Source organism: Corynebacterium sp. ACRPZ, from assembly GCF_022346205.1.
Taxonomy (GTDB): Bacteria; Actinomycetota; Actinomycetes; order Mycobacteriales; family Mycobacteriaceae; genus Corynebacterium; species Corynebacterium lehmanniae.
On record NZ_JAKRMR010000006.1, the window covers coordinates 42860 to 67779 of the forward strand.

Sequence of the window (24920 nt, forward strand, 5' to 3'; positions counted from 1 at the left end):
CACAACCCTACTTCAGGGCAGCGGCGATCCTGTCACCCACTTCGGCGGTTCGCACCTTCGCGTCGCCGCGCTCCGCCACATCGTGCTCGACGGCGTCCTCGATGCGCGCGGCGTTGTCCTCGTCGCCGAGGAAGCGCAGCATCATCGCCACCGACAGGATCATCGCGGTGGGATCCGCAATGCCCTGGCCCGCGATGTCCGGGGCGGAGCCGTGCACCGGCTCGAACATGGAGGGGAACTCCTTGGCCGCGTTGATGTTGCCGGAGCTGGCGAGTCCCACGCCACCGGCGACGGCGCCCGCGAGGTCCGTGAGAATGTCGCCGAAGAGGTTGTCGGTGACGATGACGTCGTAGCGCTGCGGGTCCTGCACCATGTAGATCGTCGCGGCGTCGATGTGGTTGTAGTCCACCTCGACCTCCGGGAACTCGGCCGCGACCTCGTCGACGACGCGCTGCCACAGCCCGCCTGCATTGACCAGCACGTTGGTCTTGTGCACCAGGGTGAGCTTCTTGCGGCGCGTCATCGCCAGCTCGAACGCGTAGCGCACCACGCGCGAAACACCGTGGTAGGTGTTCTGGGAAACCTCGGAGGCCACCTCGTGCTCGGTGCCCTGGCGCAGGGTGCCGCCGTTGCCGGCGTAGAGCCCTTCGGTGCCCTCGCGCACCACCACGAAGTCGATGTCGCCGGGGTTGGCCAGCGGGCTGACCGACGACGGGTACAGCCGCGACGGGCGCAGGTTGACATAGTGGTCCAGCTTGAAGCGCAGCGGCAAGAGCAGGCCGCGCTCGAGCACGCCGGCTGGAACGCGCTCCGGGTCGCCGATCGCGCCGAGCAGGATGGCGTCGTGGTCCTTGAGCGCGTCCAGGTCCGCATCGGTGAGCAGCTCGCCGTTTCGCAGGTAGCGGCGGGCGCCGAGGTCGAACTCGGTGGTCTCCACGTCATCGCGGACTATGCGCAGGACTTTGAGGCCCTCCGTCATCACTTCCGGGCCGATGCCGTCGCCTGCGAGTACTGCAATTTTCATATTCTGAAACCTTCTTCTCACATAGTAGAAAACAGCCCCAGACTAACACCTCGCGCGGCGCTAGTACGCCGCTTCCGCCTCCCGGATCCGGCCGGCCAGGTCCTCCGATGTGCCGAACTGGCTGCCCAGCGCCACCAGCGGCCGCTCCGCCAAACCTGCCATGGCGAACAACGTCTGCTCGCTGGCGCGTGGGTCAGACAGCGGCACAACAGTCACCTCAGCGCCGTAACTGCGCGCATTTGCGACGGACGGAATCGACGACTCCCAGGTGGCAACCACGCGCGGTGCCATGTTCGCGTCGCGACGGGATTGAATGGGAAACGGCTCGGGTTTCGCCGCGGGCAGCACCACCGGATCCGCCCATTCCGCCCGCAGCCACGTGGGCTCGTGCTGGTACAGCCCGGAGACCGCCCGCACCGCATCCTGCGGGGTGGAAACCGTGCGCTCCTGGTACCGCAGCGCCGTCATCTGCCCCAGCGCCCGCAGCCCGCCAGGGTCCCGTCGCACGCTCACTGCGCCTGACGACGGCGCGATGGCCACGTCCCCGACCGTGAGCACGTTGACAGTGTGCATATCCGCGATCATCTGCACGTACTCGGCGTGGCGGGCGGGCTCGTACACCATCATCGGCGCGTTGGTGGTCACCGCGATGGATGCCGCGCGCAGCTGCGCCTCAATGGATGCGTCGCTGAGCACCAGCGTTTCCGAGGACGGGAAAAACAACTTGGTGGTCTTGATGCCCAGCACATCGTCGACGACTTCCGGTTCTTCCGCGAACAGCTGTCCCACGTGCTTGGACTGGTTCACGCCGCGGGCGCGCTCGAGCGGGCTTAACTTCGCCTCGGGCGCACACGACGTCAGCATCGCGGAGGCGGCGAGCACGGCGGCCGCACCCGCGAGAGTTCTCGTTTTCGCCACTTACGCCTCGCCCGGCTCCCAGTCCCGCTCGGCAGCACGGTCCATGGCGTACTCGATCATGCCCACGAAGCGCTCGCGCCTGTCCGCCACAAAGCCTTCCCAGTCGGAGGCGAGAAGGAGCTCCGGATCCATCTCGTGGCCCGCAAGCATTGCGTCGAACTCGTCGTCTTCCAGCAGGGACTTCGACTGCAGGCGGGGCAGGTAGCGCTTCGGCTCGTTGCGCTCGATAACCACGTCGGTGCGCCGCCCCATCGGGGTGCGGTTGAGCACCGATTCGGCCAGCTCCGGGTCATTATCCAGCGCACCGGTGACCGCCAAGTATTCAGTCGGGAACACCTGCCGGAAGCGGGGCTGCAGCTGCCCCACCGTTTCTGCGGTGAAGGGCTCGGCGGTGCGCCAATCGCGTGCGCCGCGCGCCATGAGCAGCGAGTACAGGCCGCGGTAGACGCCGCTGTCCAGTCCGGCGCTGCGCAGGCGGGACTCGACAAACCGCGCGTCCGCCACTGTGCGGGGCAGCTCGTCGGTGTCGCCGCGCACCCACGGGGACACCTCTGTCACGTCCAGGCCAATGCGGATGGTGGGCGCATGAGAGCCGTACAGCTCGCCGAACACGCCGCACCAGAACCATCGGTTGAGCCTGTCAGCCGCCTCCTTGTGCTCCAGTGCGCCAGGCTCGTCCGCCAGACGCGCCAGGATCACCGCGAGCGGAATCAGCTGCGCCGGGTAGGGCACCTGATCAGCCGCAACCACACGGCGCTCCTCCAAAAACGCCGCGGCGGCAAGGAAGCCGTCCAGCATCTCGCCTGCGTGGGCCCGGTACTGCTCCAGCGAAATGTCCAGAATATCGCCGCGGTGGCCACGCGCCTGTCCCCTCCTGCTGGTCAGCAGCAGCGACAGCGCGCGCAGGAACTCCACGCGGCCCACGCTGTCCAGCACAGGGTGTTCGCGCAGCTTGCGCTCCGTGTCACGCCAGCGCTCCGCCAGCACGAACGACGGATCCTCGGAAGCGAAGACCGCGGTGAGCAGCTCGAAGACGTCCATCTGCACGCCGGCGGAATTGGCGAACGCGAAGATCTGGCCGACGCCCGCCTGCGTGGTTTCGCGGTCCACGCGGATCACCGGCACGTCGTAAGCCGAGAGCCCCCGCATGACCTGGTTGACAAAGCGTTTAACCGCGCCTCGCAGCTGCTCGTCCTCGGTGTTCGCGGCCATGTCCACGAGCAAGTCGTTGCCCTCCGGCCACAGCAGCATGCTCACCGGGATGACTCCGTTATTTATATAGGCCTCGCGCGAATTCAGGTCGCCGTCGACGCCCGGGCCAAAGTGGGAGCGCACCTGCCCCTGCTCGTCCACTGCGAACAGGGCCTCCACCGGCATCGGGTCCGCGGACGCCGCGGCGCGCACGTCCACCATGAAGCGGCGGCGGATCGGCCGGCCCAGGTAATCCACGGTGCGGACCTCGCCGTCTTTTTTAAATGCCTGGTAGAGCGAGGTCAGGCGCTGCTGGCCGTCCAGAAGCAGAAGCCCGGGAGCCACGCCGTGCACCTCCACACCTTCGAGCGGGCGCGGCTTGAAGCGCTGTTCCGTGTTGCGCGTGTCAAGGGCAAGGAAAGAGCCCACCGGGTAGCCGCGCAGCACCGACGTCACCAGCGTGCGGACTCTGTCGACGTCCCACAGATACTCGCGCTGGAAATCGGGCAGCTGCAGCTCTCCCCGCCCCGCGCGGGAAAACAAGTCCTTGAGTGAGTAGCTCGGCGTGGTGAAACCCATGGCACCAAAGCGTAGTGCAGTTTCAGCACACCTTCTCGTGACCGATGTGCTCGGGCAGCTCAATCTGCACCGTCGCATGCTCTACCCCGAGCTGCGCCAGGGTGACCTGCACCCGGTCCAGCAGCTGGTCCCGGTCCACCCCGGGGGCCGCCACCACGTGCACTGTGGCCAGCACGCTCACCCCGTCCAGCGACCACAGGTGCAGGTCGTGCGTGTCCATCGCCCCTTCGACCTGCCTCAACGCGTGCTCCACCTCGTCTGCGTCGAAGCCTGCCGGCACGTGTTCCAGCATCACGCGGGCGGAACGCACCATCAGCTGCCACGCCCGCGGCAGCACGAGCGCCGCGATGACCAGAGAGGCGACCACATCCGCTCCGGTAAACCCGGTCAGCGAGATCACCGCGCCTGCCGCGAGCACCGCGACCGAGCCGAACATGTCCACCAGCACGTGCAGGTACGCGCCCTGCACGTTAATGGAGCCCTCCCGGTGGCGCGAGAGCACCCACGCCGAGGCCGCATTGGCAAGCAGACCGATCACTGCGATCACCATCATCGGCGCCGTCTCCACCGGCTGCGGGTCGCGCAGTCTGCGCACCGCCTCCACCACGATCCAGACGGAGATGCTCAACACCGCCACCGCGTTAATCAGGGCGGCGAGCACTTCCACACGCCGGTTGCCATAGGTGGCGGTCGCGGATGCTGCCTTTTGGCCGACGATGATGGCGATGAGGGAGATGATCAACCCCGCGGCGTCGGAAAGCATGTGCATCGCGTCCGCGAGCAACGCCATCGATCCAGAGAGCAACCCGCCGACAACCTCCGCGACAAACACCGTGCCGGTGATCGCGAGCGCGGCGGCCAGCGCCCGCAGCGGTGTGCCGTGGGCGGGGCCGTGGTCGTGGTGTGCGTGATCGTGCATCGTCGGTTCCCTTCGCATTGCCTATCGACGACCTACGGTATACGCCGTTTCCCTTAATGACAACTAAATGAAAACCGTTCCTTGACGCCACCACTACCCCGCCAGCGCAGGGGAAACGCCGCAGACTTTGAGACGTGTAGCACACATCCCATCACGCCGCTTGCGAAAGCTTTGTTACAGTGGGCGATCGTTCACCGTGGATGCTGGCGTAGCCCTGCGTCCAACGGAGACGTTATGCCAGCACTTGTGTTAGCACGAAAGGAATTTACAATGAACAACCCTATCGACCCGAAGCGTAACCCGAAGGACTTTGCCAAGAACGCTAAGGACTTCGGCGAGGACAAGATCCACGACGCCCAGGACAAGCTCCACGGCGCTAAGGAGTTCGGCCAGGACAAGCTGAACGACCTTCGCGGCCGCGGCGATGTCGACGGCGTCAAGGAAGTTAAGGACGCTAACGTCGACCGCTCCAACGTCGAGCGCGTCAATGTGGACCGCACCAACGTCGAGCCGGAGAAGGACGTCCGCGTTGAGCGCACCACCACCGAGCGCACCGCTACCACCCCGGCTCGTTCCACCTCCGGTTCCACCGCGGTGACCGAAGAGGGCAACACCGGCAGCGGCTGGTGGAAGTGGCTGCTCGGCGCGCTGGTCGCCCTGCTGCTGCTGTGGCTGCTGTGGTCCCTGTTCTCCGGCGACAACGGCGAGGGTGAGACCGTCACCTCCACCACCACCGCCGCAACCGAGGTCATCTCCGAGACCACCACCCTTGACGGCGCTGAGGAGTCCGCCGCAACTGGCGCTGCCGATGCCGCAGACGAGACGGTCACCGAGACCAACATCGTCGACGAGATCACCGAGACCCTGGCACCGGAGGGCGCTCCGGAGGGTGCTGCAGCGACCAACTAGTCGTTCGCACAACTCACCCCGCGTCTCCCGCAATCGGGAGTGCGGGGTTTTCTCATGCGGGACTGCTGCGGGACCGCGCACGAAAAACGCGGCGGAGACCTAAGGCCTCCGCCGCGTTTGCGCTGCTGGTTTAGCGGGCGGTATCGGTGAGCGGGTTCTTCACCCAGCTCATCATGTCACGCAGCTCTTCACCTGTCTTCTCAATTGGGTGCTGGGACAGCTTGTCGCGCAGCCCCTCGAGCTCCTTGTTACCGCCTTCGACGTTGGCGACGAGGCGCTTGGTGAAGCTGCCGGACTGAATGTCCTTGAGCACCTCGCGCATGCGGTCCTTCGCACCTTCGTCGATGATGCGCGGGCCAGACAGGTAGCCGCCAAACTCCGCAGTGTCGGAGATGGAGTAGTTCATGTTGGCCAGGCCGCCTTCGTAGATCAGATCCACGATCAGCTTCATCTCGTGCAGGCACTCGAAGTAGGCCATCTCGGGCTCGTAGCCGGCCTCGGTGAGCACCTCGAAGCCCGACATAATCAGGCTCTCCAGGCCGCCGCAGAGCACGGCCTGCTCGCCGAACAGGTCGGTAACGGTCTCCGCTTCGAAGGTGGTCGGGATGACGCCCGCGCGGGCGCCGCCGATTGCCGCGGCGTATGACAGCGCGAGCTCCTTGCCGTTGCCCTGCGGGTCCTGCTCCACAGCGATCAGCGCCGGCACGCCCTTGCCGTCGACGAACGTGCGGCGGACCAGGTGGCCCGGGCCCTTCGGCGCGACCATGGCGACGGTGATGTTGTCCGCCGGCTTGATCAGTTCGAAGTGGATGTTCAGGCCGTGGCCGAAGAACAGCGCATCGCCAGCCTTGAGATTCGGCTCGATGTCTTCGGTGAAGATCTTGGCCTGGGAGGTGTCCGGGGCCAGCAGCATGATCACGTCGGCCCACTCGGCGGCCTCCGCGTTGGTCTTGACCTCGAAGCCGGCTTCGCGCGCCTTGTCGGCGGACTTGGAGCCTTCGCGCAGGCCGACGACCACCTCGACACCGGACTCGCGCAGGTTCTGCGCGTGCGCGTGGCCCTGGGAGCCGTAGCCGATGATGGCGACCTTCTTCGCCTGGATCAGGGACAGGTCTGCGTCGTTGTCGTAGAGCACGTCGATTGCCATGTGTACGTCACTTCCTTCATTCTGTGAGACGTTCATTTCACATTATGACACAACCGTCCCGGGTTTTTAAGATTTACTCGGACTTTGCCATCGTTTTTGCGCCGCGCGAGAGCGCCACCGAGCCGGAGCGCGCCAATTCGCGGATGCCGAAGGAGTCCATCACCTCAAGAAACGCTTTGAGCTTGGCGGAATTGCCCGTGGCCTCGATGATCACGGAGTCCACCGCCACGTCGATCACGCGGGCGCGGAATAGGTTGGCGGCGTCCACCACCTGCGGGCGGGTCAGGTTGTCCGCGTTGACCTTCACCAGAAGCAGCTGGCGGCCGACAGACGTGGCGTCGTCAAGCTCGAGCACCTTGTGCACCTGGATGAGCTTGTACAGCTGCTTAGTGATCTGCTCCACGGAGTGGGGCGTCGCGTCCACGACGACGGTGAGGCGGTTGATGCCCTCCTTCGCCGTCTTCGCGGAGACGAGGGAGACCAGGTTGTAGCCGCGGCGGGTAAACAGCGCGGTGACGCGGGTGATGATGCCGTCGACGTCGTCGACGAGCACCGACAGCGTGTGGCGGGTGATCTGTTCGGGCTGTGCCATGGTTAGTTTCCCTCCTGCTCGAGCGCTTCGATGGTGTCGTTGATGGCCTCCGGCGTCTCCGCCGCAGACTCCTCCTCGCCGAAGAACGGGCGCATGCCGCGCGCGTACTCGATGTCGGAGTTGGAGGTGCCGGCCGCGATCATCGGCCACACCTGCGCGTCCTCGCCGACGACGAACTCGACCACCACCGGGCGGTCGTTGATCTCGCGGGCGCGCTGGATAGCCTTCTCCACCTCGTCGGCGGAGGTGACGCGGAACGACACCGCGCCGAGCGCCTCGGACAACTTCACAAAGTCCGGGACGTAGACCTCGCCGCCGAGCTTGGTGTGCGAATAGTGCCCGTCGTAGAACAGGGTCTGCCACTGGCGCACCATGCCCAGGTTGCCGTTGTTGATCAACGCCACCTTGATCGGGAACCCCTCGAGGGCGGCGGTGGTGAGCTCCTGGTTGGTCATTTGGAAGCAGCCGTCGCCGTCAATGGCCCACACCTCTTTGTCCGGCATCGCGGCCTTCGCGCCCAGCGCCGCCGGGATGGAAAAGCCCATGGTGCCAGCGCCGCCGGAGTTGATCCAGTGCCGCGGCTTGTCGTAGTCGATGAACTGGGCGGCCCACATCTGGTGCTGGCCCACGCCGGAGACGTAGATCGCGTCCGGGCCCGCGGTCTTCGACAGGGTCTCCAGGACGAACTGGGGTGCAAGGGTGCCGTCGGTGTGCTCCTCGTAGCCGCGCGGGAAGCGCTTCTTCAAGTCAGCCAGGCGGTCGATCCACGGCTCGATGCTGGGCGCCTTGACCTTGCCTTTGTCGTCGAAGTAGTCGGTGAGCTCGGACAGCACCCGCTTGGCGTCGCCGACGATCGGCACATCAACCGGGCGGATCTTGCCCACCTCTGCCGGGTCGATGTCGGCGTGGATGACCTTCGCGTGCGGCGCGAAGGTGTCGGTGTCGCCGGTGACGCGGTCGTCGAAACGCGCGCCGATTGCGATGAGCAGGTCGGACTCCTGGAACGCGCCCACGGCCGGGACGGTGCCGTGCATGCCGGGCATGCCCAGGTAGAGCGGGTGGTCCTGAGGGAACGCGCCGAGCGCCATCAGGGTGGTCACCACCGGGATGCCCGTAGCCTCCACGAACTTCGCCAGCTGCTTGTGCGCGTTGGCCTTGACCACACCGCCGCCGATGTAGAGCACCGGGCGCTTCGCCTTCGAGATCATCTTCGCCGCCTGCGCGATCTGGCGGTTGTGCGGCTTCGTGTTCGGCTTGTACCCCGGCAGGTCCACCTTCGGCGGCCAGGCAAACTCGATCTCCGCGTTCTGCACGTCCTTCGGGATGTCCACCAGCACCGGGCCGGGGCGGCCGGTCGACGCGATATGGAAGGCCGCGGCGATCGCGCTGGGGATTTCCTCCGCCTTGGTCACCATCAGGTTGTGCTTGGTTATCGGCATGGTGATGCCGCGGATGTCCGCTTCCTGGAACGCGTCGGTGCCCAAAAGCGGCGAGCCGACCTGCCCGGTGATAGCCACCATCGGCACCGAATCCAGGTAGGCGTCCGCGATCGGGGTGACCAGGTTGGTCGCGCCCGGGCCGGAGGTGGCGATGCACACGCCCACGTTGCCGGAGGCCACCGCGTAGCCTTCCGCGGCATGTCCTGCGCCCTGTTCGTGGCGCACCAGCACGTGGCGCAGTTTCTCGGCGCGAAACAGCGCGTCGTAAAGCGGGAGCACTGCACCACCGGGCAGACCGAATACGATCTCGGTGCCCAGTTCCTCGAGGCTGCGCACGACTGCGTCCGCACCCGTCATGCGTTCGGGCTTTCTTTTCTCTGCAGCTGCCACGTGAAGGCTCCTTGTTAGCTCGACTCTGCTTGTTATCGCGATCTCATACAACAAAAGCCCCCGGCGAGCGATGTGCTCTCGAGGGCGCTTGGTGTGTGTGAGCGGCGTGTAAAACGCACCCGCTACGGCAAGCGCCGTCGGGAGAGAATAATTACAAGTCGCTCGTTGATCACGATTCAGAACTGTAGTGTCCCAGACAACAACTCGTGGGTTTTTATTCAAGTATTTAAATTGCGGGCTATTGCCTATCGACGTACCAAAGGTGACTACCATCCCCAACTATGACTGACACGCCGGAGCACACCCAGCACGTATTCAAGCCCACGCGCGAGCACATCCTCGCCATCGTGCTCGCCACCGGCATCGCCCTGATGGGCATCCTCTGGGCGCCGAAGTACCTGGCCTGGCTGCTGATCTTCCCCGCCGTCTGGCTGGCCTGGGTACTCGCCTCCTCCACCACCGTGGACGAGCGCGGCATCACCGCCAAGTACCTCGTGCGCAAGAACGTCACCCTGCCGTGGCGCGATCTGAAGGGCCTCGCCTTCAAGGGCTCCGCCGTCAACGCGGTAACTGTCGACGGCGCGGAGCACCCGCTGCCCGGCGTGACCTTCAATTCCCTGCCCGACCTGGCCGAGGCCTCCAACGGCCGCATCACCGACGTGATCACCGCAGCCCAGGAGGCCGCGGACGGCAAGTACGAAATCATCGACAAGGGCGGCCACAAGGTGCTGCTTACCCGCGAGGAGTACGACGCCTACGTTGCCGAGCACCCGGACTTGCCGGGCCCGCGCCCGTCCGCGCCCGTCGCCCCCAAGCCCGCCCCGGAGAATAAGGAGTAAATACCGTGATTCCACTTCGCTCACGCGTCACCACCGTCGGCCGCCAGGCCGCAGGCGCCCGCGCACTGTGGCGCGCCACCGGCACCGGCGAAAACGAGTTTGGCAAGCCGATCGTGGCCATTGTGAACTCCTACACCCAATTCGTTCCGGGGCATGTGCACCTGAAAGAGGTCGGCGACATCGTCGCGAACGCCGTGCGCGCCGCCGGCGGCGTGCCCAAGGAGTTCAACACCATCGCCGTCGACGACGGCATCGCCATGGGGCACTCCGGCATGCTCTACTCCCTGCCGTCGCGCGAAATCATCACCGACTCGGTGGAGTACATGGTCAACGCCCACACCGTGGACGCCATGGTGTGCATCTCCAACTGCGACAAAATCACCCCGGGCATGCTCAACGCCGCGATGCGCCTGAACATCCCGTCCGTGTTCGTCTCCGGCGGCCCGATGGAGGCCGGCAAGGCGTTCTCCGTCGGCGGGGTGACCAAGCCGAAGTCCGACCTCATCGACGCGATCGCGCTGTCCGCCAACGACGGCGTGTCCGACGACGAGCTCGACGCCATCGCCAACAACGCCTGCCCCACCTGCGGCTCCTGCTCCGGCATGTTCACCGCCAACTCCATGAACTGCCTCACCGAGGCGCTCGGCCTCTCCCTGCCGGGCAACGGCACCACCCTTGCCACCCACACCGCGCGCCGGGAGCTGTTTGAAAAGGCCGGCCGCACCGTCATGGAGCTGTGCGAGCGCTACTACGGCCAGGGCGACGAATCCGTCCTGCCGCGCAACGTCGCCACCGAGCACGCCTTCCGCAACGCCATGTCGCTGGACATGGCCATGGGCGGCTCCACCAACACCATCCTGCACATCCTCGCCGCGGCCCAAGAGGGCGAGATCGACTTCGACCTGCACGACATCGACGATCTGTCCCACCAGATCCCGTGCCTGTCTAAGGTGGCGCCGAACGGCGAAGCCCACGTCGAAGATGTCCACCGCGCTGGCGGCATCCCGGCGATTCTGGGCGAGCTCAACCGCGCAGGCCTGCTGCATGCGGATGTGCACTCGATCGCGTATCCGTCGTTAAGCGAATGGCTCTCCGACTGGGACATCCGCGGCGGGTCCGCCACCGACGAGGCGCTGGAGCTGTACCACGCCGCTCCCGGCGGCGAGCGCACCACGAAGGCGTTCTCCCAGAGCGCGCGGTGGGCCGAGCTGGACACCGACGCGGCAAACGGCGTCATCCACGACGTCGAGCACCCCTTCACCTCCGACGGCGGCCTGGTGGTGCTGCGCGGCAACCTCGCGCCCGACGGCGCGATTTTGAAGACCGCCGGCGTGGAAGAAGGACTGTGGGAGTTCACCGGCCCTGCGCACGTGGTGGACTCGCAGGAGCAGGCCGTTTCCATGATCCTCAACCGCGAGGTGCTCGAGGGCGAGGTCGTGGTGATCCGCTACGAGGGCCCCGCCGGCGGGCCGGGCATGCAGGAGATGCTGCACCCGACGTCCTTCCTCAAGGGCGCAGGCCTGGGCAAGAAGTGCGCCCTGATCACGGACGGGCGCTTCTCCGGCGGCACTTCCGGGCTTTCGATCGGCCACATCTCCCCCGAGGCTGCGGCCGGCGGCCTGATCGGCCTGATCGAAGACGGCGACACAATCTCCATCTCCGTGTCCAACCGCGAGCTGAAGCTCGACGTGGACGAGGCGGAGCTGCAAAAGCGCCGCGAAGCGATGGAAGCCTCCGACAACCCCTGGACGCCGAACCGCGTCCGTGAGGTGTCGAAGGCTTTGCGTGCGTACGCGAAGATGGCCACCAGCGCCGACAAAGGTGCCGTGCGCCAGGTGGACTAACTAGGCGACCGGGTTGATGCCGGTGCCGAACCACCACATCAGCCCGGCTGCCGCCAGGCCGAGCAGCGCGCAGATCCAGCTGGAAACCAGCGGGCGCTTGGCCCAGCCGCGCGACGCGTCGACGCCGTAGCGGCCCGGACCGGTGAACTGCACCACCAGGGACGCAGCCAGCAGCATGACCGGCACCCAGGTCTCCGGGGTCCAGGCGAAGACGTTGAAACCGTCCGGCTGTTCAGTAAACGCGTGCAGCGCCAAGAAGCCGGTCACGGCGATGGCGACCAGCGCCGCAACCGGGGTGAGCAGACCCAGCACCAGGAACACGCCGGCGGCCAGCTCCAGGGTGGGCACGACAACGGCAAGGCCGGAGCCGTACGGGTAATCCGCGAAGGCGCTCTCTAGCCCGGAGATGCCCTCGTTGCCGCCGAGTCGGAAGAAGGTGCCCACAGAGTCGATGATCAAAAACGCGCCGAGGAACAGGCGCATCAAAAACAGGCCGAAGTCCGTGGTGCCGCGGCGGGTCTCGTCCTCCACCACGACCGGCTCGGCCGTCTCTGCGTAGACCGGCTCCGTGGTGTCGGTTGCGTACGTAGGCGTCGCAGCGGTGTACGCCGGCTCGCGGTTCACAGCCACCGTTTCAGAGGTGCCCGCAAACGAGGTGGTCTCCGGAGACTGCGGGATCAGCGGCCCGTCCGCCTGTTCGCCGCGCGGGAAAATCTCCGTCGGCGCGGCCTTGCCCGTGCGGGTGTACAGGCCGTCCGAGGCGCTCCTCGCGTCGCCGGTGTACTCCGGCACCTCAGGAGAATCCAGGTTCGTCAGATCGTTTTGCTCATTAGGCGTGAGGTCACGTGGGTTGTTAGCCATGCCAACAAATGTATGCGAAAGCGCTGCCTGATCCTTGGTAACGCGCCGTTGAAACAGCAAATCCGAGCCTGTGCGCTGCGCTGTTGGCGGGGAGAACCTGTGGGCGTCGGCTAGCAATGGCCTTGTAATGGTGTTACCCTCGGCTCCGCTCTTTTTCTAGATTTCTTTGAGGAAAATTATGGGTAAAACCTTTAAAATCGCCCTTGCGCTTGTGGGCCTCACGGTCGGCGCGGGCTTCGCATCCGGCCAGGAGGTGATCCAGTACTTCCTGTCATTCGGTTACTGGGGCATCCTCGGCGCCGCGGTGGCCGGCACCGCCATCGCTGTGTTCAGCGGCTGGGTCTACCAGCTCGGCTCCTACTACCTGGCAGACAACCACAGTGTGGTCTTCCGCAGCGTGTCCAGACCATGGCTGGCCAAGTACATGGACATCACCACCATGTTCACGTTGTTCTGCATCGGCTTTGTCATGGTCGCCGGCGCCGGCGCCAACTTGGAGCAGCAGTTCGGCTTCCCCACCTGGGTTGGCTCGGCCATCATGGTCGTGCTGCTTTTGCTCTCCGGGCTTCTCGACGTTGACCGTCTCACCAGCGTGATCTCCTTTATCACGCCGCTGCTGATCATCTGCCTGCTCGGCGCATTCGTGATCACGCTGATGAACATCCCGGACGACTTCGGCTACATCAACGAGATCGCCCAGACCAACCCGCACGCATCCGGCACCTTCGACAACTGGCTGATCACCGCGCTGAACTACGCCACGCTGGTGATGATCATGGACACCTCCATGATGCTCGTCTTCGCCGGCTCCCACATGAACCCGGCCAAGACCGGCAAGGGCGGCCTGCTCGGCGGCATCATGTTCGCGGTGCTGCTGATGATCCTGGTGTTCATCCTGTTCTGCAACATGGAAAACGTCATGGACGCCGACCTGCCGCTGCTGAAGGTCTTCGACACCATGCACCCGGCCGTGGGCGTGTTCGTGTCCATCGTGATCTACCTGATGATCTACAACACCGCCGTTGGCCTCTTCTACGCCCTCGGCCGCCGCCTGAGCAACGACAAGCCGGGCAAGTTCCGCGTCTACTACGGCATCGTCGTGCTGGTCGGCTTCGCGCTGTCCTTCATCGGCTTCGCCGACCTGGTCGGCTGGGTCTACCCGGTCCTGGGCTACCTGGGCCTCGTGCTCGGCATCGTCATGGGCGTTGCCTGGTTCCGCGACCGCAAGAACATCCAGGACGAGACGGGCCGCCGCGAGCGCCTGGCCGAGCTCGCCGGCAGCCAGCTGGACCCCGAGAGCTCGGATCTCACCGGCGCGGAGCGCAACGAGGTCGACGAGCTGACCTCTGACTCCAACGTCGGCGGCAGCGAGCTGTGGCAGTCCGTGCAGGAGGAAGTGGCGGCTGACATGCACGCCGACTCCTCCAGCGACTTCGACATCAAGACCGTCCCGGCCCTGGACCCCGAGTCCGACTCCTACGCCGGCGCTCCGGATTCCCAGGGCGAGAAGATCCACTGGGAGGCGTACGAGGAGATGTACAAGACGGGCGAGTTCCCCGCCGTCAAGCCTGAGGACAAGTAAGCACTTTTCGCTTTACGACGTCCCGCTTCGCCCCGGCCAACGCACTGTTGGCCGGGGTTTTGCGTTGCTGGAATCCACGGCAACAACGCCGAAACCCCGACCAACAACGCCGAAACCGGCTACCTACATCCGGCTACCAGGCGGAAAATCCACAGGTAGCCGGTTCTAGGTAGCCGGTTTCGTGGCGGGTTAGTGAAGTTAGACGCTACTCCGCGAGCTTCTTCGCGATGAGCTGGTTGACCTGCCCCGGATCGGCCTTGCCCTGGGTCGCCTTCATCACGGCGCCGACGATGGCGCCGGTGACCTTCTTGTTGCCGGCGCGGTACTTCTCCACGATGTCCGGGTTGGCGGCCAGCGCCTCGTCGACAGCCTTCTCAATGGCGCCGTCGTCGCGCACGACCTCGAGGCCGCGCGCGGCGACGACCTCGTCGACAGCACCCTCGCCGGCGATGACGCCGTCGATGGCCTGGCGGCCCAGCTTGGTGGTCAGCTTGCCTTCCTTGACCAGCTCGACCACGCGGGCGACGTCGGCCGGGGTGACGCCGAGCGCGTCGAGGTCCTTGCCGGCCTCGTTGGCCTTGCCGTTGATGTAAGAGACCCACCAGGCGCGGGCCTCATCTGGGGTGGCGCCGGCCTCGACGGTGTCCACGATCAGGTCGAGCGCACCGGCGTTGACCAGGTCGCGGAATTCCTTCTCCGGCAGCTGCCACTCCTCCTGGATGCGTGCGCGGCGCACCCACGGCAGCTCCGGCAGGGTCGCGCGAATCTCCTCGACCCACTCCGGCTTCGCGATCACCGGCGGCAGATCCGGGTCGTTGAAGTAGCGGTAGTCGGAAGCCTCTTCCTTCGGGCGGCCCTTGGAGGTGGTGCCGTCCTTTTCCTGGTAGTGGCGGGTCTCCTGCACCACTTCCCCGCCGTCTTGCAGCACGGCGGCCTGGCGCTGCATCTCAAAGCGCACGGCCTGCTCCACGGACTTCAGGGAGTTGATGTTCTTCGTCTCGGTGCGGGTGCCGAACTTTTCCTGGCCGACCGGGCGCAGGGACACGTTGGCGTCGCAACGCATGCTGCCCTGGTCCATGCGGGCGTCGGAGACGCCGAGGGCTTTGACCAGCTCGCGCAGCGCGCCCACGTAGGCCTTCGCCACCTCAGGTGCGCGCTCGCCGGCGCCGATGATCGGCTTAGTCACGATCTCGATCAGCGGGATGCCCGCGCGGTTGCAGTCCACAAGCGACGCGGTTGCGCCGGTGATGCGGCCGGAGGCGGAACCCAGGTGGGTGAGCTTGCCGGTGTCTTCCTCCATGTGCGCGCGCTCGATCTCCACGCGCCACTCGGTGCCGTCCTCGAGCACGACGTCCAGGTAGCCGTCGTAGGCGATTGGCTCGTCGTACTGGGAGATCTGGTAGTTCTTCGGCTGGTCCGGGTAGAAGTAGTTCTTGCGCGCAAACCGCGATGACTCGGCGATCTTGCAGTTCAGCGCCAGGCCGATCTTGATGGCCCACTCCACGCCCTTGGCGTTGACCACCGGCAGCGCGCCCGGCAGCCCGAGCGAGACCGGGTCGATGTTGGTGTTCGGCTCCGCGCCGAAGTGGGCGGAGGAGGTGGAGAACATCTTCGTCTCGGTGGCGAGCTCGACGTGCACCTCAAGGCCCATCACGGGGTCGTACTTTTCCAGTACTTCGTCGTAATCCATCAGGTCGTACGCAGTCATGCGCATCAGTCTACTGCCCCGCCCCGCGCGCCTGCGCTACAGCTCGCCGCGCCGCCGCACCCACACAAATGCGGCGGTCTTCTCACGGCCGACAGCGAGCGCATTGCCTATCGACGGCCCATTGCCCACGTGCACCGTCCCCCACAATGTGTCGCCGGTTTGGGCCGGTAGGACGTCGCAAAGCAACTGCATCGCCGCCGGTGCGAGGCCGCGTCCGCGAGCATTGTCGTCGAGGAGGAACTCGTAGACCTGGAATCCGCGCATGCCGTTTGCGTCGTCGCGGGCGGCGGCGAAGATGCCCGCTCGCCGCCCGTCCACCTCGATTTCGCGCAGCGCGCCCGTGTCCGCGCAGCGTTGCAGTTGCTCCAGAGTTGCGGCCTCCGTCCAGGTGCGCACCTCGGGCAACTGCTTTGCGACGTTGCCGAGCACCTCGTCGGCGTATCCTGCCGTCTCCCCGGGGTCTGCCGGGGTAAGACGCACGCGTTCGTGTTGCGGGCGACGCGGTTTCCGCCGCAGCCCGGAGACGAGCCCGGCGATGATCCACTGGTCGATGTCAGCGTCCTCGGGCGGGTTCGGCAGCTCGAAGCGGATGGCCAGCGGGCCGAAGTCCGCGAACTCGCGGTGCAGCTGCTCGGCGTACGGGCCTAGGCGGTCGTGCTGCGGTGGCACGGATGTCGCGACGACGTGCACGAACGGTTTGTCGGGATCCAGCCCCAGAAAGCGGATCCCCGCGACGCACCAGTGCCCGTCCGCGAACTCCACGCGCCGGTTCGCCCATGCCAGCGGGTCGGGCACGTCCGGCCCGCCGAGAGGTTTCAGGTGGTCGCGGAAGCCGGCGCCGAAGTCCACGTCGGCAGTGTGCTCGGCCTGCGGGCGCATCCCCTCCACCGCGAGCTCACGCCGCTGGTCTGCGGTGTACCACTCGCGTAGATGATGTGGCATCCACGCCTCGTACGCGCGCGCCATCTGTTCAAGCAGCGTCATGCGGGAAACGCTACTGCATCCCGGCACATATAGGCCCCCGCTGCAACCGAGAGAGGGTTTCCCTATGCTGTCGAGGGTGGATTATCCCGATTTTTCTGACAGAAATACCCGCACCGGCACCATAGGGATCGTCGCCGTCGGAGCGCTCATCTTGGCGGCACCATTCGTGGCCCAGGCAGCGGCGGAGGGAGGCGAGCCCGAAACATCCGAGGTCGCGGCGGCTGGCGTCACGCTGCGCGACGCAAACGGCGCACCCCTGCAGTGCACCCAGACTGCTGCCGCCGACAGTGCGGGTGACGGCACCGGCACGTGGGTGTGGGACTGTGACGGCACGAAAATCCAGCTGCGCACCGACTACACCATGACCGACGAGGCCGAGCGCGCCAACGCGGTCACGCGCATGTACTGGCTGGCAGCAGACGGCGAGCGAATCGACACGGACGAGCTCGATCAGCCAGCGCCCGGGGTGTACGCGGTGCACCGCAACGACATTTCCGTCGCCGCCGTCGAACGCGGTGACCTCACGGTGTACGTGGCAACGGCTCTCGCCGCCGGCCAAGAGATCGTCGAGCGTCTAGTCGAAGAGGAGGCCCGGTAGTGCAGAAGAACCGTATTTTCCAAGGCATCGCTGGCCTGGTCATCCTCGCGGGCGTGGCGCGCTACGTCTACGCGCTCACCCAGGTGCCGTGGACGCCCGCGTTCGGCGCTGCAGCGGCGGCATTCGTCCTCATTTCTGTCGCGGTGGCGTGGCTCCTTTTGCACCGCCACCCAGGACGGCCTGAGAATCCGTGGTGGCTGCCAGTCGGCATGATTGCCGCGGCGGGCTTGTGCGGCGTAGTGCCCTTCGTCAACTCCGCGTACCTCGCCGCGGCGCAGGAGCTGCCCGACGCTGTTACGTACCTGTTTTCCTCGATTCCGGAGGAGACTGCCAAACTACTGGCTGCGTTCCTTGTCATCGCCGCTTTCGCGCCGGTGCGCCGGCCCGTCGAGGCAGCCGTGGTCGGCATGGCCATCGGCGCGGGATACACCGTCGCCGAGACCGTGAACAATTCCGCGATCGCGGCGGCGCTAGATCTGCAGTCCGAGTACTACGACGGTGTCGCGTCAATGCTCGTAATGGTTGTCACGGGCCCGTTCTCGCACGCCGTGTACACCGGTCTGGCGGCGTGGGGCCTCGGCCAATTCCTGTGCCGCACCGATCAGCCTCTCGGCTGGCGCGTGTCGCGGCTCATCGGTTGGTTCCTCCTCGCCGCCGCGATCCACGGGGCGTTCAACGCCTCCAAAGAGCTTCCCGGTGTCGCGAGTCTCTTCGGCTCGATTGCGGTGACAATCCTGCTCTGGGTGCTGCTGGTGTGGCTCTACCGCCGTTCCCGAGCCGTCGCCTCCCAGACTTCGCGGTAGCTCTCCGCGAGCGTGGCCACCGTCTCATGCGCGTTGAGCCCGCTGGGGTTGCCCACCACCCACACCGGCACGCCGGCGAGGGTCTCGGGCTGGAGGCCGCGGGTGGCCTTTGGTCGTCGATAGGCATCGCGGTACGCCCCGATGCCTGCGAACATGACGGCAGTGGGCTGATGCTTCTCGACGACACTCCGCACGACCTCGCCTCCCTCAACCAACTCCGCCTTGGTCAGGTCGGACGCCTTCGGCGTCATGCGGTTCACCAGATTGGTGAACCCGATGCCGAGCTCGGCGAGCATGGCCGCGTCCTTGTCGGACAGCCCCTCGTTGGCGTGGACGCGGTAGGGCGTGATGCCCGCGGCCTCGAGCGCCGGCCAGAAGCGGTTACCCGGGAACGCGAACGGCGCGTCCACCTCCTCGGTGAGGCGGCCGGGGTTGATGCCGACAATGAGCAAGCGGCAGGGGTCCGGGATACGGTCGTGCATCTACGTGAACATGGCCTTCGCGGTGGTGTAGCGGCGCTCCGGCACGGTCTTGAGGTGCGCTACGGCGTCCTCGAGCGCCACGAGTTCGATGTCCTCGCCGTGCAGCGCCACGCAGGAGCCGAAGTTGCCCTCGTGGGCGGCGCGGGCGGCGTGGACGCCGTAGCGGGTGGCCAGCACGCGGTCGTAGGCGGTTGGCGTGCCGCCTCGCTGGGTGTGGCCGAGCACGGTGGTGCGCACGTCGTAGCCCAAGCGCTTTTTCACCTCGTCGCCGATGATCTGGCCCATGCCGTTGAAGGTTTTGTGGCCGAACTCGTCTTCCTCGCCGAGACCTGCGTCCATGGTGCCTTCTTTAGGCGTCGCGCCCTCGGCGACGACGATGATGCCGTACTTCTCTCCCATCTGAAACCGGCGCTCCATCGCCTTGCAGATATCAGCGATGTCGAACGGCTCCTCCGGGATCACGGTGTAGTGCGCGCCGCCAGCCATGCCCGCGTGCAGGGCGATCCAGCCGACGTGGCGGCCCATGACCTCCACGATGAGGATGCGGTTGTGGGACTCGGCCGTGGTGTGCAGCCGGTCGATCGCGTCGGTGGCCACGGACACCGCGGTGTCGAAGCCGAAGGTGTAGTCGGTCGCGGCGACGTCGTTGTCGATGGTCTTGGGCACGCCGACGACGGGGATGCCGTTGTCGGAAAGCCACTTCGCGCCCTTGAGCGTGCCCTCGCCGCCGATGGCGATCAGGGCGTCCACGCCGGCGTCGTCCAGGTTGGCCTTGATGGTGTCCAGCCCGGCCTTGAACTTGTCCGGGTGCAGGCGGCCGGTGCCCAGCACGGTGCCGCCGCGCAGGAGGAGGGAGTCCATGTAGGCGTCGTCGTAAAGGTCGACGCGGCGATCCTCCATCAGCCCCACCCAGCCGTCGCGGTACCCCACGACGGTGGAGCCGTACTCCGTGTTGGCGGTGCGGACGATGCCGCGGATGACGGCGTTGAGGCCGGGGCAGTCGCCGCCGGAGGTCAAAGTGGCAAGTCGCATACCTGCCAGGCTACCCGCGAAGCCGAAGCGACGACACCGCGCCGATCAGCATCGCAACGCACGGCAGCGCAAGCGCCCAACCGGCGGTGGATTCGATGGCGCCGGAAGCCAGCACCATGCCCACCAGCGCCACGCCGAGCACCGAGCCGACCTGGCGGGCGGTGTTGTACAGCCCGGAAGCCGCGCCGGTTTCGTGCTCGGGGATGCCGCGCATGGTCACCGCCGCGTTGGGTGCCCACACGAACGCCCCGCCAATGCCCAACAGCGAGGTCACGGCGGTAAACCACCACACGCCCGCCCCGGTGTGAATCAGAGCGATCGCGAGCGCCAGCCCCGCCGCGGAGACGCTAAAGCCCGCCGCGCACAGCTTGCCCGGGTCGCGGCGGTCCGTCAGGTACCCGGCCACCGGGGTGAGCACGAGCGCGAACACGGACATCGGTGCGGTAATCGCGCCGGATGCCGTCGGCGAGGCTCCGGCGACGGTTTGCAGCCAGTACATCAGCGGGATGAACATCGACGCCACGGTAAAGCCCATCGCCGCCACGCCCAGGGCCCCGAGGGCAAACGAGCGGTTGAGCATGAGCTCCACGGGCAGGAACCCGTCGTCGGTGCCGTTGCGGGCCGAGAGCACCAGCACGCCGATCAGCAGCGCACCGAAGAGGATCGAGGGCCACTGACCGAACTGGATGCCATACACAAGCAACCCCAGCCCGCCGAACGACAGCAGCACCGGCAGCAGGGTCACCCGCTCGCCGCTTCGTGGCAGACGCGGCAGGGCAACCACCCCGGCGACAAGCGCCATCGCACCGAGCGCGGCTTGGGCGAAGAACGCCGCGCGCCAGCCGAAGCCGTCCGCCACTGCCCCGCCGGCCACGGGGCCGATCAGGGACGCCACGGAGCCGATCACGCCCCAGGCGGCGAACGCCCGGCCTTGTTTGTCCTCCGCGAACACGCGCGGGATCAGCCCGAACGCCTGCGGCAAAAACACTGCGGCGCCCGCACCCTGCAGGCCGCGGGCCACCACCAGGGCCCAGAACGACCAGGACGCGCCCGCGAACACTAGTGCGGCCACGTAGATGGCCAAGCCGATGAGGAAGACGCGGCGTTGCCCGAAGGCGTCGCCAAGTTTGCCCGTCGCCGGCATCGGGGCCACCGTGCACAGCAGGTAGATGCTGGTCAGCCACACGGCGGAGCTGACGTCGAAAGGCAAAAGCGGCGTGATCACGGGCATGAAGCCCTGATCGATCAGGACAAGAAAATACCCCGCAGCCAGGGCTGCGAGGGTATTCCAGGGATTAACGGCCGGCTTCAAAAGCGGCACCCACGCGGTACAAGCGCGCGTCCTCGAAGGCCGGGGCGATCAGCTGCAGGCCCACCGGCAGGTTGGTGTCGGACGCCTCGCCCGCCGGCACCGACATGCCGGGCAGGCCGGCCAGGTTCAGCGGCAGGGTGAACAGGTCGAAGTTGTACATCGCCAGCGGGTCGTCCACCTTGTCGCCCAGCTTGAACGCTGTGGTGGGCGTTGACGGGGCGGCGATGACGTCGCAAAGCTCGAATGCCTTGGCAAAGTCCTGCGCCACCAGGGTGCGCACACGCTGCGCCTGCAGGTAGTACGCGTCGTAGTAGCCCACAGACAGCGCGTAGGTGCCCAGGATGATGCGGCGCTTGACCTCCGCGCCGAAGCCCTCGCCGCGGGTGGCGGCCATGACTTCCTCGGCGGAGCGGGAGCCGTCGTCGCCGACGCGCTGGCCGTAGCGCATGCCGTCGAAGCGGGCGAGGTTGGAGCTGACCTCGGAGGTCTGAATCAGGTAGTACGCGCCCATGACGTCTTCGAAGCTCGGGCAATCCACCTCGACGATCTCCGCGCCCTGCGCCTCAAGCTGCGCGTAGGCCTTGTCGATGGCGTCCTTCACGCCGTCCTGCGTGCCGGGGCGCTCGAACTGCTTCACGCGGCCGATCTTCACGCCCTTCAGGTCGCCGGAAGCGCCCTCGCGGGCGGCGTCGGCGAGCGCCGGGACCTCGCGGTCCACGGAGGTGGCGTCGAATTCGTCGTGGCCGCCGATGATCTCGTGCAGCAGCGCGGTGTCCAGCACGTTGTTCGCGCACGGGCCCACCTGGTCCAGGGAGGACGCGCAGGCGATGACGCCGTAGCGGGACACGCCGCCGTAGGTCGGCTTCACGCCCACGGTGCCGGTCAGCGATGCCGGCTGGCGGATCGAGCCGCCGGTGTCGGTGCCGATGCCCAGCGGGGCCTCGCCGGACGCGAGCGCCGCCGCGGTGCCGCCGCCGGAGCCGCCAGGGACGCGCTCCAGGTCGTGCGGGTTCTTCGTCTGCTTGTACGCCGAGTTCTCCGTGGACGACCCCATGGCGAACTCGTCCAGGTTGGTCTTGCCCAGAATCGGGATGCCGGCCGCGCGCAGCTTGGCCACCACGGTGGCGTCGTACGGGCTCATGTAGCCCTCAAGCATCTTCGACGCGGCGGTGGTCGGCGCGTCGGTGGTGACCAGCAGATCCTTCAGCGCAAGCGGCACGCCTGCAAGTTTGGAGGCCGGCTCCTCGCCGCTTTTCACCTGCTCGTCCACCTTGTCCGCAGCCGCGAGCGCCTCCTCGGCGCCGACGTGCAGGAAGGCACCGAGATCGCCGTCGACCTCAGCGATGCGGTCGAGGAAGGCTTGGGTGACCTCGCGGGAGGTGACTTCGCCGGACTGGATCATTGCGGCGAGCTCGTGCGCTGGCTTTGCGACGAGACCTTCGGCCGGAATCGTGTACTGCGTCATTTCCTTCTAGTCTCCCTCTCCGAGAATCTGCGGAACCACGAAGCGATCGTCTTCCACGGCCGGGGCCTGGTCCAGCGCCTCGGCCTGCGTCAGCGTCTTCTTCTCCACGTCCTCGCGCATACCTGCGTCGATGGAGTGCGGGTGGCTCATCGGCGTGACACCCTCCGTGTCGACGCTTTGCACCTTCGAGACCGCGTCCACGATCGTGTCCAGCTGCTGGGCAATGTCGTCCAGCTCCTCGTCCTTCAGCGCGATTCGCGCCAGGCGTGCGATGCGCGACACCTCGTCGCGTGAAATCTCAGCCACAGTCCAATCCCTTCCACATCGCGTGGGTTGCGTATGACGCGCCTTATCTTACGTCAACGCAATTCGCTCACCCGCGAGCGGTGAGGCGCACTGGCAGCGAAGCCCAGCCGCCCACAGGGTGAACCTCCCGTTCGCCTTGTCCGGCGCTGGATAGCTCCGCCACTGCGAGGAGTTCCTCGGTGAATGCTTGAAGCTCAACGATCGACAACGTCTTGCCAGGGCAAGCGTGCGGCCCGGCGCCCCAGACCAGGTTCTCGTCGGCGTTCGTCTCCGGTTCGAAGCCGTCCGGGTCTGCAAACGTTTCCGGGTCGCGGTTTGCCGCTGTCCAGTGGATGCGCACCCTTTGGCCTTCGGGCAGATCGTGCCCGTCGAGCGACACCGGGCACGTGGTCACTCGCCGGTTGCTCACAAACGGCGAGTCAGCGCGAAGGATTTCGTCGGCGATCGCAGTGAACTCCTTTTGCGAAACGCCGCCTGCGAGGCGGTCCTGGAGCTCAGGGCGTTCGATCAGCGCGTCCAGCACAACCCCGATGCAGTAGGCCATCGAACTCAAATCTCCCGCAGTCCAGTTGCGTAGCACGGAGACCACTTCCTCGAATTCCAGACGCCGACCGAGACTGTCGTCGTGGACAAGACGCGAGGTGACCGAATCGTCGGGGCTGTCCTGGAGGGGCTGCACGACGGAGCGAATGATGTCGTCGAAACGCTCGGCGACCGCCGCTGTGCGCTTGAGTTCGCCGGACCGCGTTGCCGCGTTGTTGTCGGCCACCCACGCAATGAGGGTGTCGTCGAGCTCGCTGGGCCAACCGAGCCAGGCGGTCATGGCGCGGACCGCATACTGGGCACCCAAGTCGCCGACGGCGTCGACCTCGCCGTTCGACAGCGCTTCTTCAGCCAACTGGCGCGCGATCTTGCGGAACACCGGATCGAGCTGCTCGACCTCCTCCGCCGCGAGGTAACGGTCGATCAACGCGCGCATCTCGGTGTGCTTTTCGCCGTCGAGACCGTTGGGCAACTGCAAAAATCGCGACACCCCCGACGAGAACTGTTCCGGGTTCTCCGCCACTTCGCGGGCGAGAGCGTTGCCCGTGACGACGACCTCCTTGCCGTCGCGAGCCAACTTCGCGCCGTCGCGAAGTAACGCGTCCCCGACCGCGCGAGGTTCGGCGCCGGCGAGTGTGGTCTGCGGGATTTCGGGGCGGCTCATCGTGCTCCTCCTTAGTTAGTAGACTGCTGCGATTTCGACCGTACACCCGCTGCCGGAGTGCCGAATTGCTATAAATAAGGCCATGTCGTACCTCATCCGCGTTTCCCTTCCGGACGTCCCCGGCAGCCTTGGTCAGCTCGCCGAGGCGTTCGGCATGGTCGACGCCGACATCAACTCCGTGGACATTGTGGAAACCTCCACCGACGGCGCTGTGACCGACGACATCGTGGTCACCCTGCCCACCGGTGTGATGGTGGACACCCTGATCACCGCCGTCTCTTCTGTCGACGGCGCGGAGGTGGATTCCATCCGCCCGTTCACCGGACGCGTGGACCGCCGCGGGCAGATCCAGATGCTCGCCCAAATCGCGGCGCAGTCCGGAAGCGTCGAGGACCGGATTAGCGAGCTTGTCGACGTCATACCGAGCGCCGTGACCTCCTCCTGGGCCGTGGTGCTGCGCACCTCAGACGAGGGCCTCACCCGCGCCGCCGCCTCCCCCGCCGCGCCGGAGGACGACGGGTCGCACCCAAAGATGCCGCCCATCGAGGCCGCGCGCATCCTCCAGCCGGACTTCGACGGCTGGGCCCCGGAGTCCTGGTTCCAGCTCGGCACTTCGCTCACCATCACTCCCCTGCCCGGCACCGACATGGTGCTGGTGGTCGGCCGTGTGGGCGGACCGGATTTCCTCGCGTCCGAGGTGCGCGAGATTGGCGACCTCGGCTGTATCACCGGCGCGATGCTGCGGTAGCCGCAACCCACACCGTTGCACACTTTCTAGAATTCTGTAAT

Annotated in this window: 23 protein-coding genes; 7 read left to right on the plus strand and 16 right to left on the minus strand. The window is 66.4% G+C overall.

Translation table 11 applies throughout. From position 1 onward, the window contains the following. Positions 1–7: 7 nt before the first annotated feature. Genes MHX64_RS05680 through MHX64_RS05695 form a run of 4 tightly spaced genes read right to left on the minus strand, consistent with a single transcriptional unit; the run spans position 8 to position 4631 of the window. Positions 8–1024, minus strand: coding sequence for a 3-isopropylmalate dehydrogenase (locus MHX64_RS05680; RefSeq protein WP_239356241.1), 1017 nt, complete (start codon positions 1022–1024; stop codon positions 8–10). A gap of 60 nt (positions 1025–1084) precedes the next feature. Next, positions 1085–1942 carry a hypothetical protein gene (locus MHX64_RS05685; RefSeq protein WP_239356240.1) on the minus strand — a complete coding sequence of 286 codons (858 nt, stop codon included), beginning with the start codon at positions 1940–1942 and terminating at the stop codon, positions 1085–1087. Beyond that, a complete protein-coding gene (locus MHX64_RS05690) occupies positions 1943–3712 on the minus strand; it encodes a DUF262 domain-containing protein (RefSeq protein WP_239356239.1) in 1770 nt (589 codons plus the stop codon). It abuts the gene before it with no gap. 22 nt (positions 3713–3734) lie between these two features. Then, positions 3735–4631 carry a cation diffusion facilitator family transporter gene (locus MHX64_RS05695; protein WP_239305900.1) on the minus strand — a complete coding sequence of 299 codons (897 nt, stop codon included), beginning with the start codon at positions 4629–4631 and terminating at the stop codon, positions 3735–3737. 270 nt (positions 4632–4901) lie between these two features. On the opposite strand from MHX64_RS05695, the gene MHX64_RS05700 reads away from it, so the two are divergent. Continuing rightward, a complete protein-coding gene (locus tag MHX64_RS05700; protein WP_239305901.1) occupies positions 4902–5540 on the plus strand; it encodes a hypothetical protein in 639 nt (212 codons plus the stop codon). Between the two features lie 130 nt (positions 5541–5670). Here the strand turns inward: MHX64_RS05700 and ilvC are convergent, their stop codons facing one another. From ilvC to MHX64_RS05715, 3 genes are all read right to left on the minus strand, one after another. Then, positions 5671–6687, minus strand: coding sequence for a ketol-acid reductoisomerase (gene ilvC, locus MHX64_RS05705; RefSeq protein ID WP_239305902.1), 1017 nt, complete (start codon positions 6685–6687; stop codon positions 5671–5673). 73 nt (positions 6688–6760) lie between these two features. Next, positions 6761–7279 carry an acetolactate synthase small subunit gene (gene ilvN / locus MHX64_RS05710; RefSeq protein WP_239356238.1) on the minus strand — a complete coding sequence of 173 codons (519 nt, stop codon included), beginning with the start codon at positions 7277–7279 and terminating at the stop codon, positions 6761–6763. A 2-nt stretch (positions 7280–7281) separates the two neighbouring features. After that, the gene (locus MHX64_RS05715; RefSeq protein WP_239356280.1) at positions 7282–9075 is read right to left on the minus strand and encodes an acetolactate synthase large subunit; all 1794 of its coding nucleotides are present in this window, start codon (positions 9073–9075) and stop codon (positions 7282–7284) included. Between the two features lie 314 nt (positions 9076–9389). Between MHX64_RS05715 and MHX64_RS05720 the strand changes: the two genes are divergently transcribed. Both MHX64_RS05720 and ilvD read left to right on the plus strand, forming a co-directional pair. Next, complete coding sequence (locus MHX64_RS05720; RefSeq protein WP_239356237.1) at positions 9390–9947, plus strand: PH domain-containing protein; 558 nt, start codon at positions 9390–9392, stop codon at positions 9945–9947. Positions 9948–9952: 5 nt separating this feature from the next. After that, positions 9953–11791 (plus strand): dihydroxy-acid dehydratase, encoded by a 1839-nt coding sequence (gene ilvD / locus MHX64_RS05725; RefSeq protein WP_239356236.1) that lies wholly within the window; start codon positions 9953–9955, stop codon positions 11789–11791. On the opposite strand, the gene MHX64_RS05730 is transcribed toward ilvD, so the two are convergent. Further along, a complete protein-coding gene (locus MHX64_RS05730) occupies positions 11792–12652 on the minus strand; it encodes a DoxX family protein (protein WP_239356235.1) in 861 nt (286 codons plus the stop codon). It abuts the gene before it with no gap. Between the two features lie 178 nt (positions 12653–12830). On the opposite strand from MHX64_RS05730, the gene MHX64_RS05735 reads away from it, so the two are divergent. Then, entirely contained in the window at positions 12831–14234 is a 1404-nt protein-coding gene (locus MHX64_RS05735) for a hypothetical protein (protein WP_239305906.1), read from the plus strand. A 205-nt stretch (positions 14235–14439) separates the two neighbouring features. Here MHX64_RS05735 and gatB read toward each other — a convergent pair whose 3' ends face one another. Both gatB and MHX64_RS05745 read right to left on the minus strand, forming a co-directional pair. Continuing rightward, a complete protein-coding gene (gene gatB, locus MHX64_RS05740) occupies positions 14440–15942 on the minus strand; it encodes an Asp-tRNA(Asn)/Glu-tRNA(Gln) amidotransferase subunit GatB (protein WP_239356234.1) in 1503 nt (500 codons plus the stop codon). A gap of 36 nt (positions 15943–15978) precedes the next feature. Next, on the minus strand, positions 15979–16926 hold the full coding sequence (locus tag MHX64_RS05745) for a GNAT family N-acetyltransferase (protein WP_239356233.1): 948 nt from the start codon (positions 16924–16926) through the stop codon (positions 15979–15981). A gap of 76 nt (positions 16927–17002) precedes the next feature. Between MHX64_RS05745 and MHX64_RS05750 the strand changes: the two genes are divergently transcribed. Then, positions 17003–17524 carry a hypothetical protein gene (locus tag MHX64_RS05750; RefSeq protein WP_239356231.1) on the plus strand — a complete coding sequence of 174 codons (522 nt, stop codon included), beginning with the start codon at positions 17003–17005 and terminating at the stop codon, positions 17522–17524. Continuing rightward, on the plus strand, positions 17524–18327 hold the full coding sequence (locus MHX64_RS05755; RefSeq protein WP_239356229.1) for a PrsW family glutamic-type intramembrane protease: 804 nt from the start codon (positions 17524–17526) through the stop codon (positions 18325–18327). The genes MHX64_RS05750 and MHX64_RS05755 overlap by 1 nt, the downstream gene beginning before the upstream one ends. Here MHX64_RS05755 and MHX64_RS05760 read toward each other — a convergent pair. The 6 genes from MHX64_RS05760 to MHX64_RS05785 all read right to left on the minus strand — a co-directional run bounded on the left by MHX64_RS05760 (position 18285) and on the right by MHX64_RS05785 (position 24131). Next, positions 18285–18809 carry a mismatch-specific DNA-glycosylase gene (locus tag MHX64_RS05760; RefSeq protein ID WP_239356227.1) on the minus strand — a complete coding sequence of 175 codons (525 nt, stop codon included), beginning with the start codon at positions 18807–18809 and terminating at the stop codon, positions 18285–18287. The two genes, MHX64_RS05755 and MHX64_RS05760, sit on opposite strands and share 43 nt — an antisense overlap. Further along, positions 18810–19841 carry a 6-phosphofructokinase gene (locus MHX64_RS05765; RefSeq protein ID WP_239356225.1) on the minus strand — a complete coding sequence of 344 codons (1032 nt, stop codon included), beginning with the start codon at positions 19839–19841 and terminating at the stop codon, positions 18810–18812. It abuts the gene before it with no gap. Between the two features lie 10 nt (positions 19842–19851). Then, a complete protein-coding gene (locus MHX64_RS05770; protein ID WP_370642077.1) occupies positions 19852–21162 on the minus strand; it encodes an MFS transporter in 1311 nt (436 codons plus the stop codon). Continuing rightward, positions 21137–22618, minus strand: a complete 1482-nt coding sequence (gatA, locus tag MHX64_RS05775; protein WP_181888279.1) for an Asp-tRNA(Asn)/Glu-tRNA(Gln) amidotransferase subunit GatA — start codon at positions 22616–22618, stop codon at positions 21137–21139. The genes MHX64_RS05770 and gatA overlap by 26 nt, the downstream gene beginning before the upstream one ends. A 6-nt stretch (positions 22619–22624) precedes the next feature. After that, positions 22625–22924 carry an Asp-tRNA(Asn)/Glu-tRNA(Gln) amidotransferase subunit GatC gene (gene gatC, locus MHX64_RS05780; RefSeq protein ID WP_070474874.1) on the minus strand — a complete coding sequence of 100 codons (300 nt, stop codon included), beginning with the start codon at positions 22922–22924 and terminating at the stop codon, positions 22625–22627. A gap of 67 nt (positions 22925–22991) precedes the next feature. Further along, positions 22992–24131, minus strand: a complete 1140-nt coding sequence (locus MHX64_RS05785) for a cytochrome P450 (protein ID WP_239356221.1) — start codon at positions 24129–24131, stop codon at positions 22992–22994. Positions 24132–24213: 82 nt separating this feature from the next. Here MHX64_RS05785 and MHX64_RS05790 point away from each other — a divergent pair, with 82 nt between their 5' ends. Then, positions 24214–24879 carry an amino acid-binding ACT domain protein gene (locus MHX64_RS05790; RefSeq protein ID WP_239356219.1) on the plus strand — a complete coding sequence of 222 codons (666 nt, stop codon included), beginning with the start codon at positions 24214–24216 and terminating at the stop codon, positions 24877–24879. The last annotated feature ends 41 nt before the right edge of the window (positions 24880–24920 follow it).

Bases quoted from the DNA above. Each gene is read 5' to 3' on its own strand.
- MHX64_RS05720 (WP_239356237.1), top strand. From the start codon at position 9,390: ATGACTGACACGCCGGAGCACACCCAGCACGTATTCAAGCCCACGCGC.
- MHX64_RS05680 (WP_239356241.1), bottom strand. From the start codon at position 1,024: ATGAAAATTGCAGTACTCGCAGGCGACGGCATCGGCCCGGAAGTGATG.
- MHX64_RS05765 (WP_239356225.1), bottom strand. From the start codon at position 19,841: ATGCGACTTGCCACTTTGACCTCCGGCGGCGACTGCCCCGGCCTCAAC.
- ilvN (WP_239356238.1), bottom strand. From the start codon at position 7,279: ATGGCACAGCCCGAACAGATCACCCGCCACACGCTGTCGGTGCTCGTC.
- MHX64_RS05690 (WP_239356239.1), bottom strand. From the start codon at position 3,712: ATGGGTTTCACCACGCCGAGCTACTCACTCAAGGACTTGTTTTCCCGC.
- MHX64_RS05745 (WP_239356233.1), bottom strand. From the start codon at position 16,926: ATGACGCTGCTTGAACAGATGGCGCGCGCGTACGAGGCGTGGATGCCA.
- MHX64_RS05790 (WP_239356219.1), top strand. From the start codon at position 24,214: ATGTCGTACCTCATCCGCGTTTCCCTTCCGGACGTCCCCGGCAGCCTT.
- MHX64_RS05715 (WP_239356280.1), bottom strand. From the start codon at position 9,075: ATGACGGGTGCGGACGCAGTCGTGCGCAGCCTCGAGGAACTGGGCACC.
- MHX64_RS05695 (WP_239305900.1), bottom strand. From the start codon at position 4,631: ATGCACGATCACGCACACCACGACCACGGCCCCGCCCACGGCACACCG.
- gatB (WP_239356234.1), bottom strand. From the start codon at position 15,942: ATGACTGCGTACGACCTGATGGATTACGACGAAGTACTGGAAAAGTAC.
- MHX64_RS05730 (WP_239356235.1), bottom strand. From the start codon at position 12,652: ATGGCTAACAACCCACGTGACCTCACGCCTAATGAGCAAAACGATCTG.
- MHX64_RS05700 (WP_239305901.1), top strand. From the start codon at position 4,902: ATGAACAACCCTATCGACCCGAAGCGTAACCCGAAGGACTTTGCCAAG.
- gatA (WP_181888279.1), bottom strand. From the start codon at position 22,618: ATGACGCAGTACACGATTCCGGCCGAAGGTCTCGTCGCAAAGCCAGCG.
- MHX64_RS05760 (WP_239356227.1), bottom strand. From the start codon at position 18,809: ATGCACGACCGTATCCCGGACCCCTGCCGCTTGCTCATTGTCGGCATC.
- MHX64_RS05785 (WP_239356221.1), bottom strand. From the start codon at position 24,131: ATGAGCCGCCCCGAAATCCCGCAGACCACACTCGCCGGCGCCGAACCT.
- MHX64_RS05735 (WP_239305906.1), top strand. From the start codon at position 12,831: ATGGGTAAAACCTTTAAAATCGCCCTTGCGCTTGTGGGCCTCACGGTC.
- ilvC (WP_239305902.1), bottom strand. From the start codon at position 6,687: ATGGCAATCGACGTGCTCTACGACAACGACGCAGACCTGTCCCTGATC.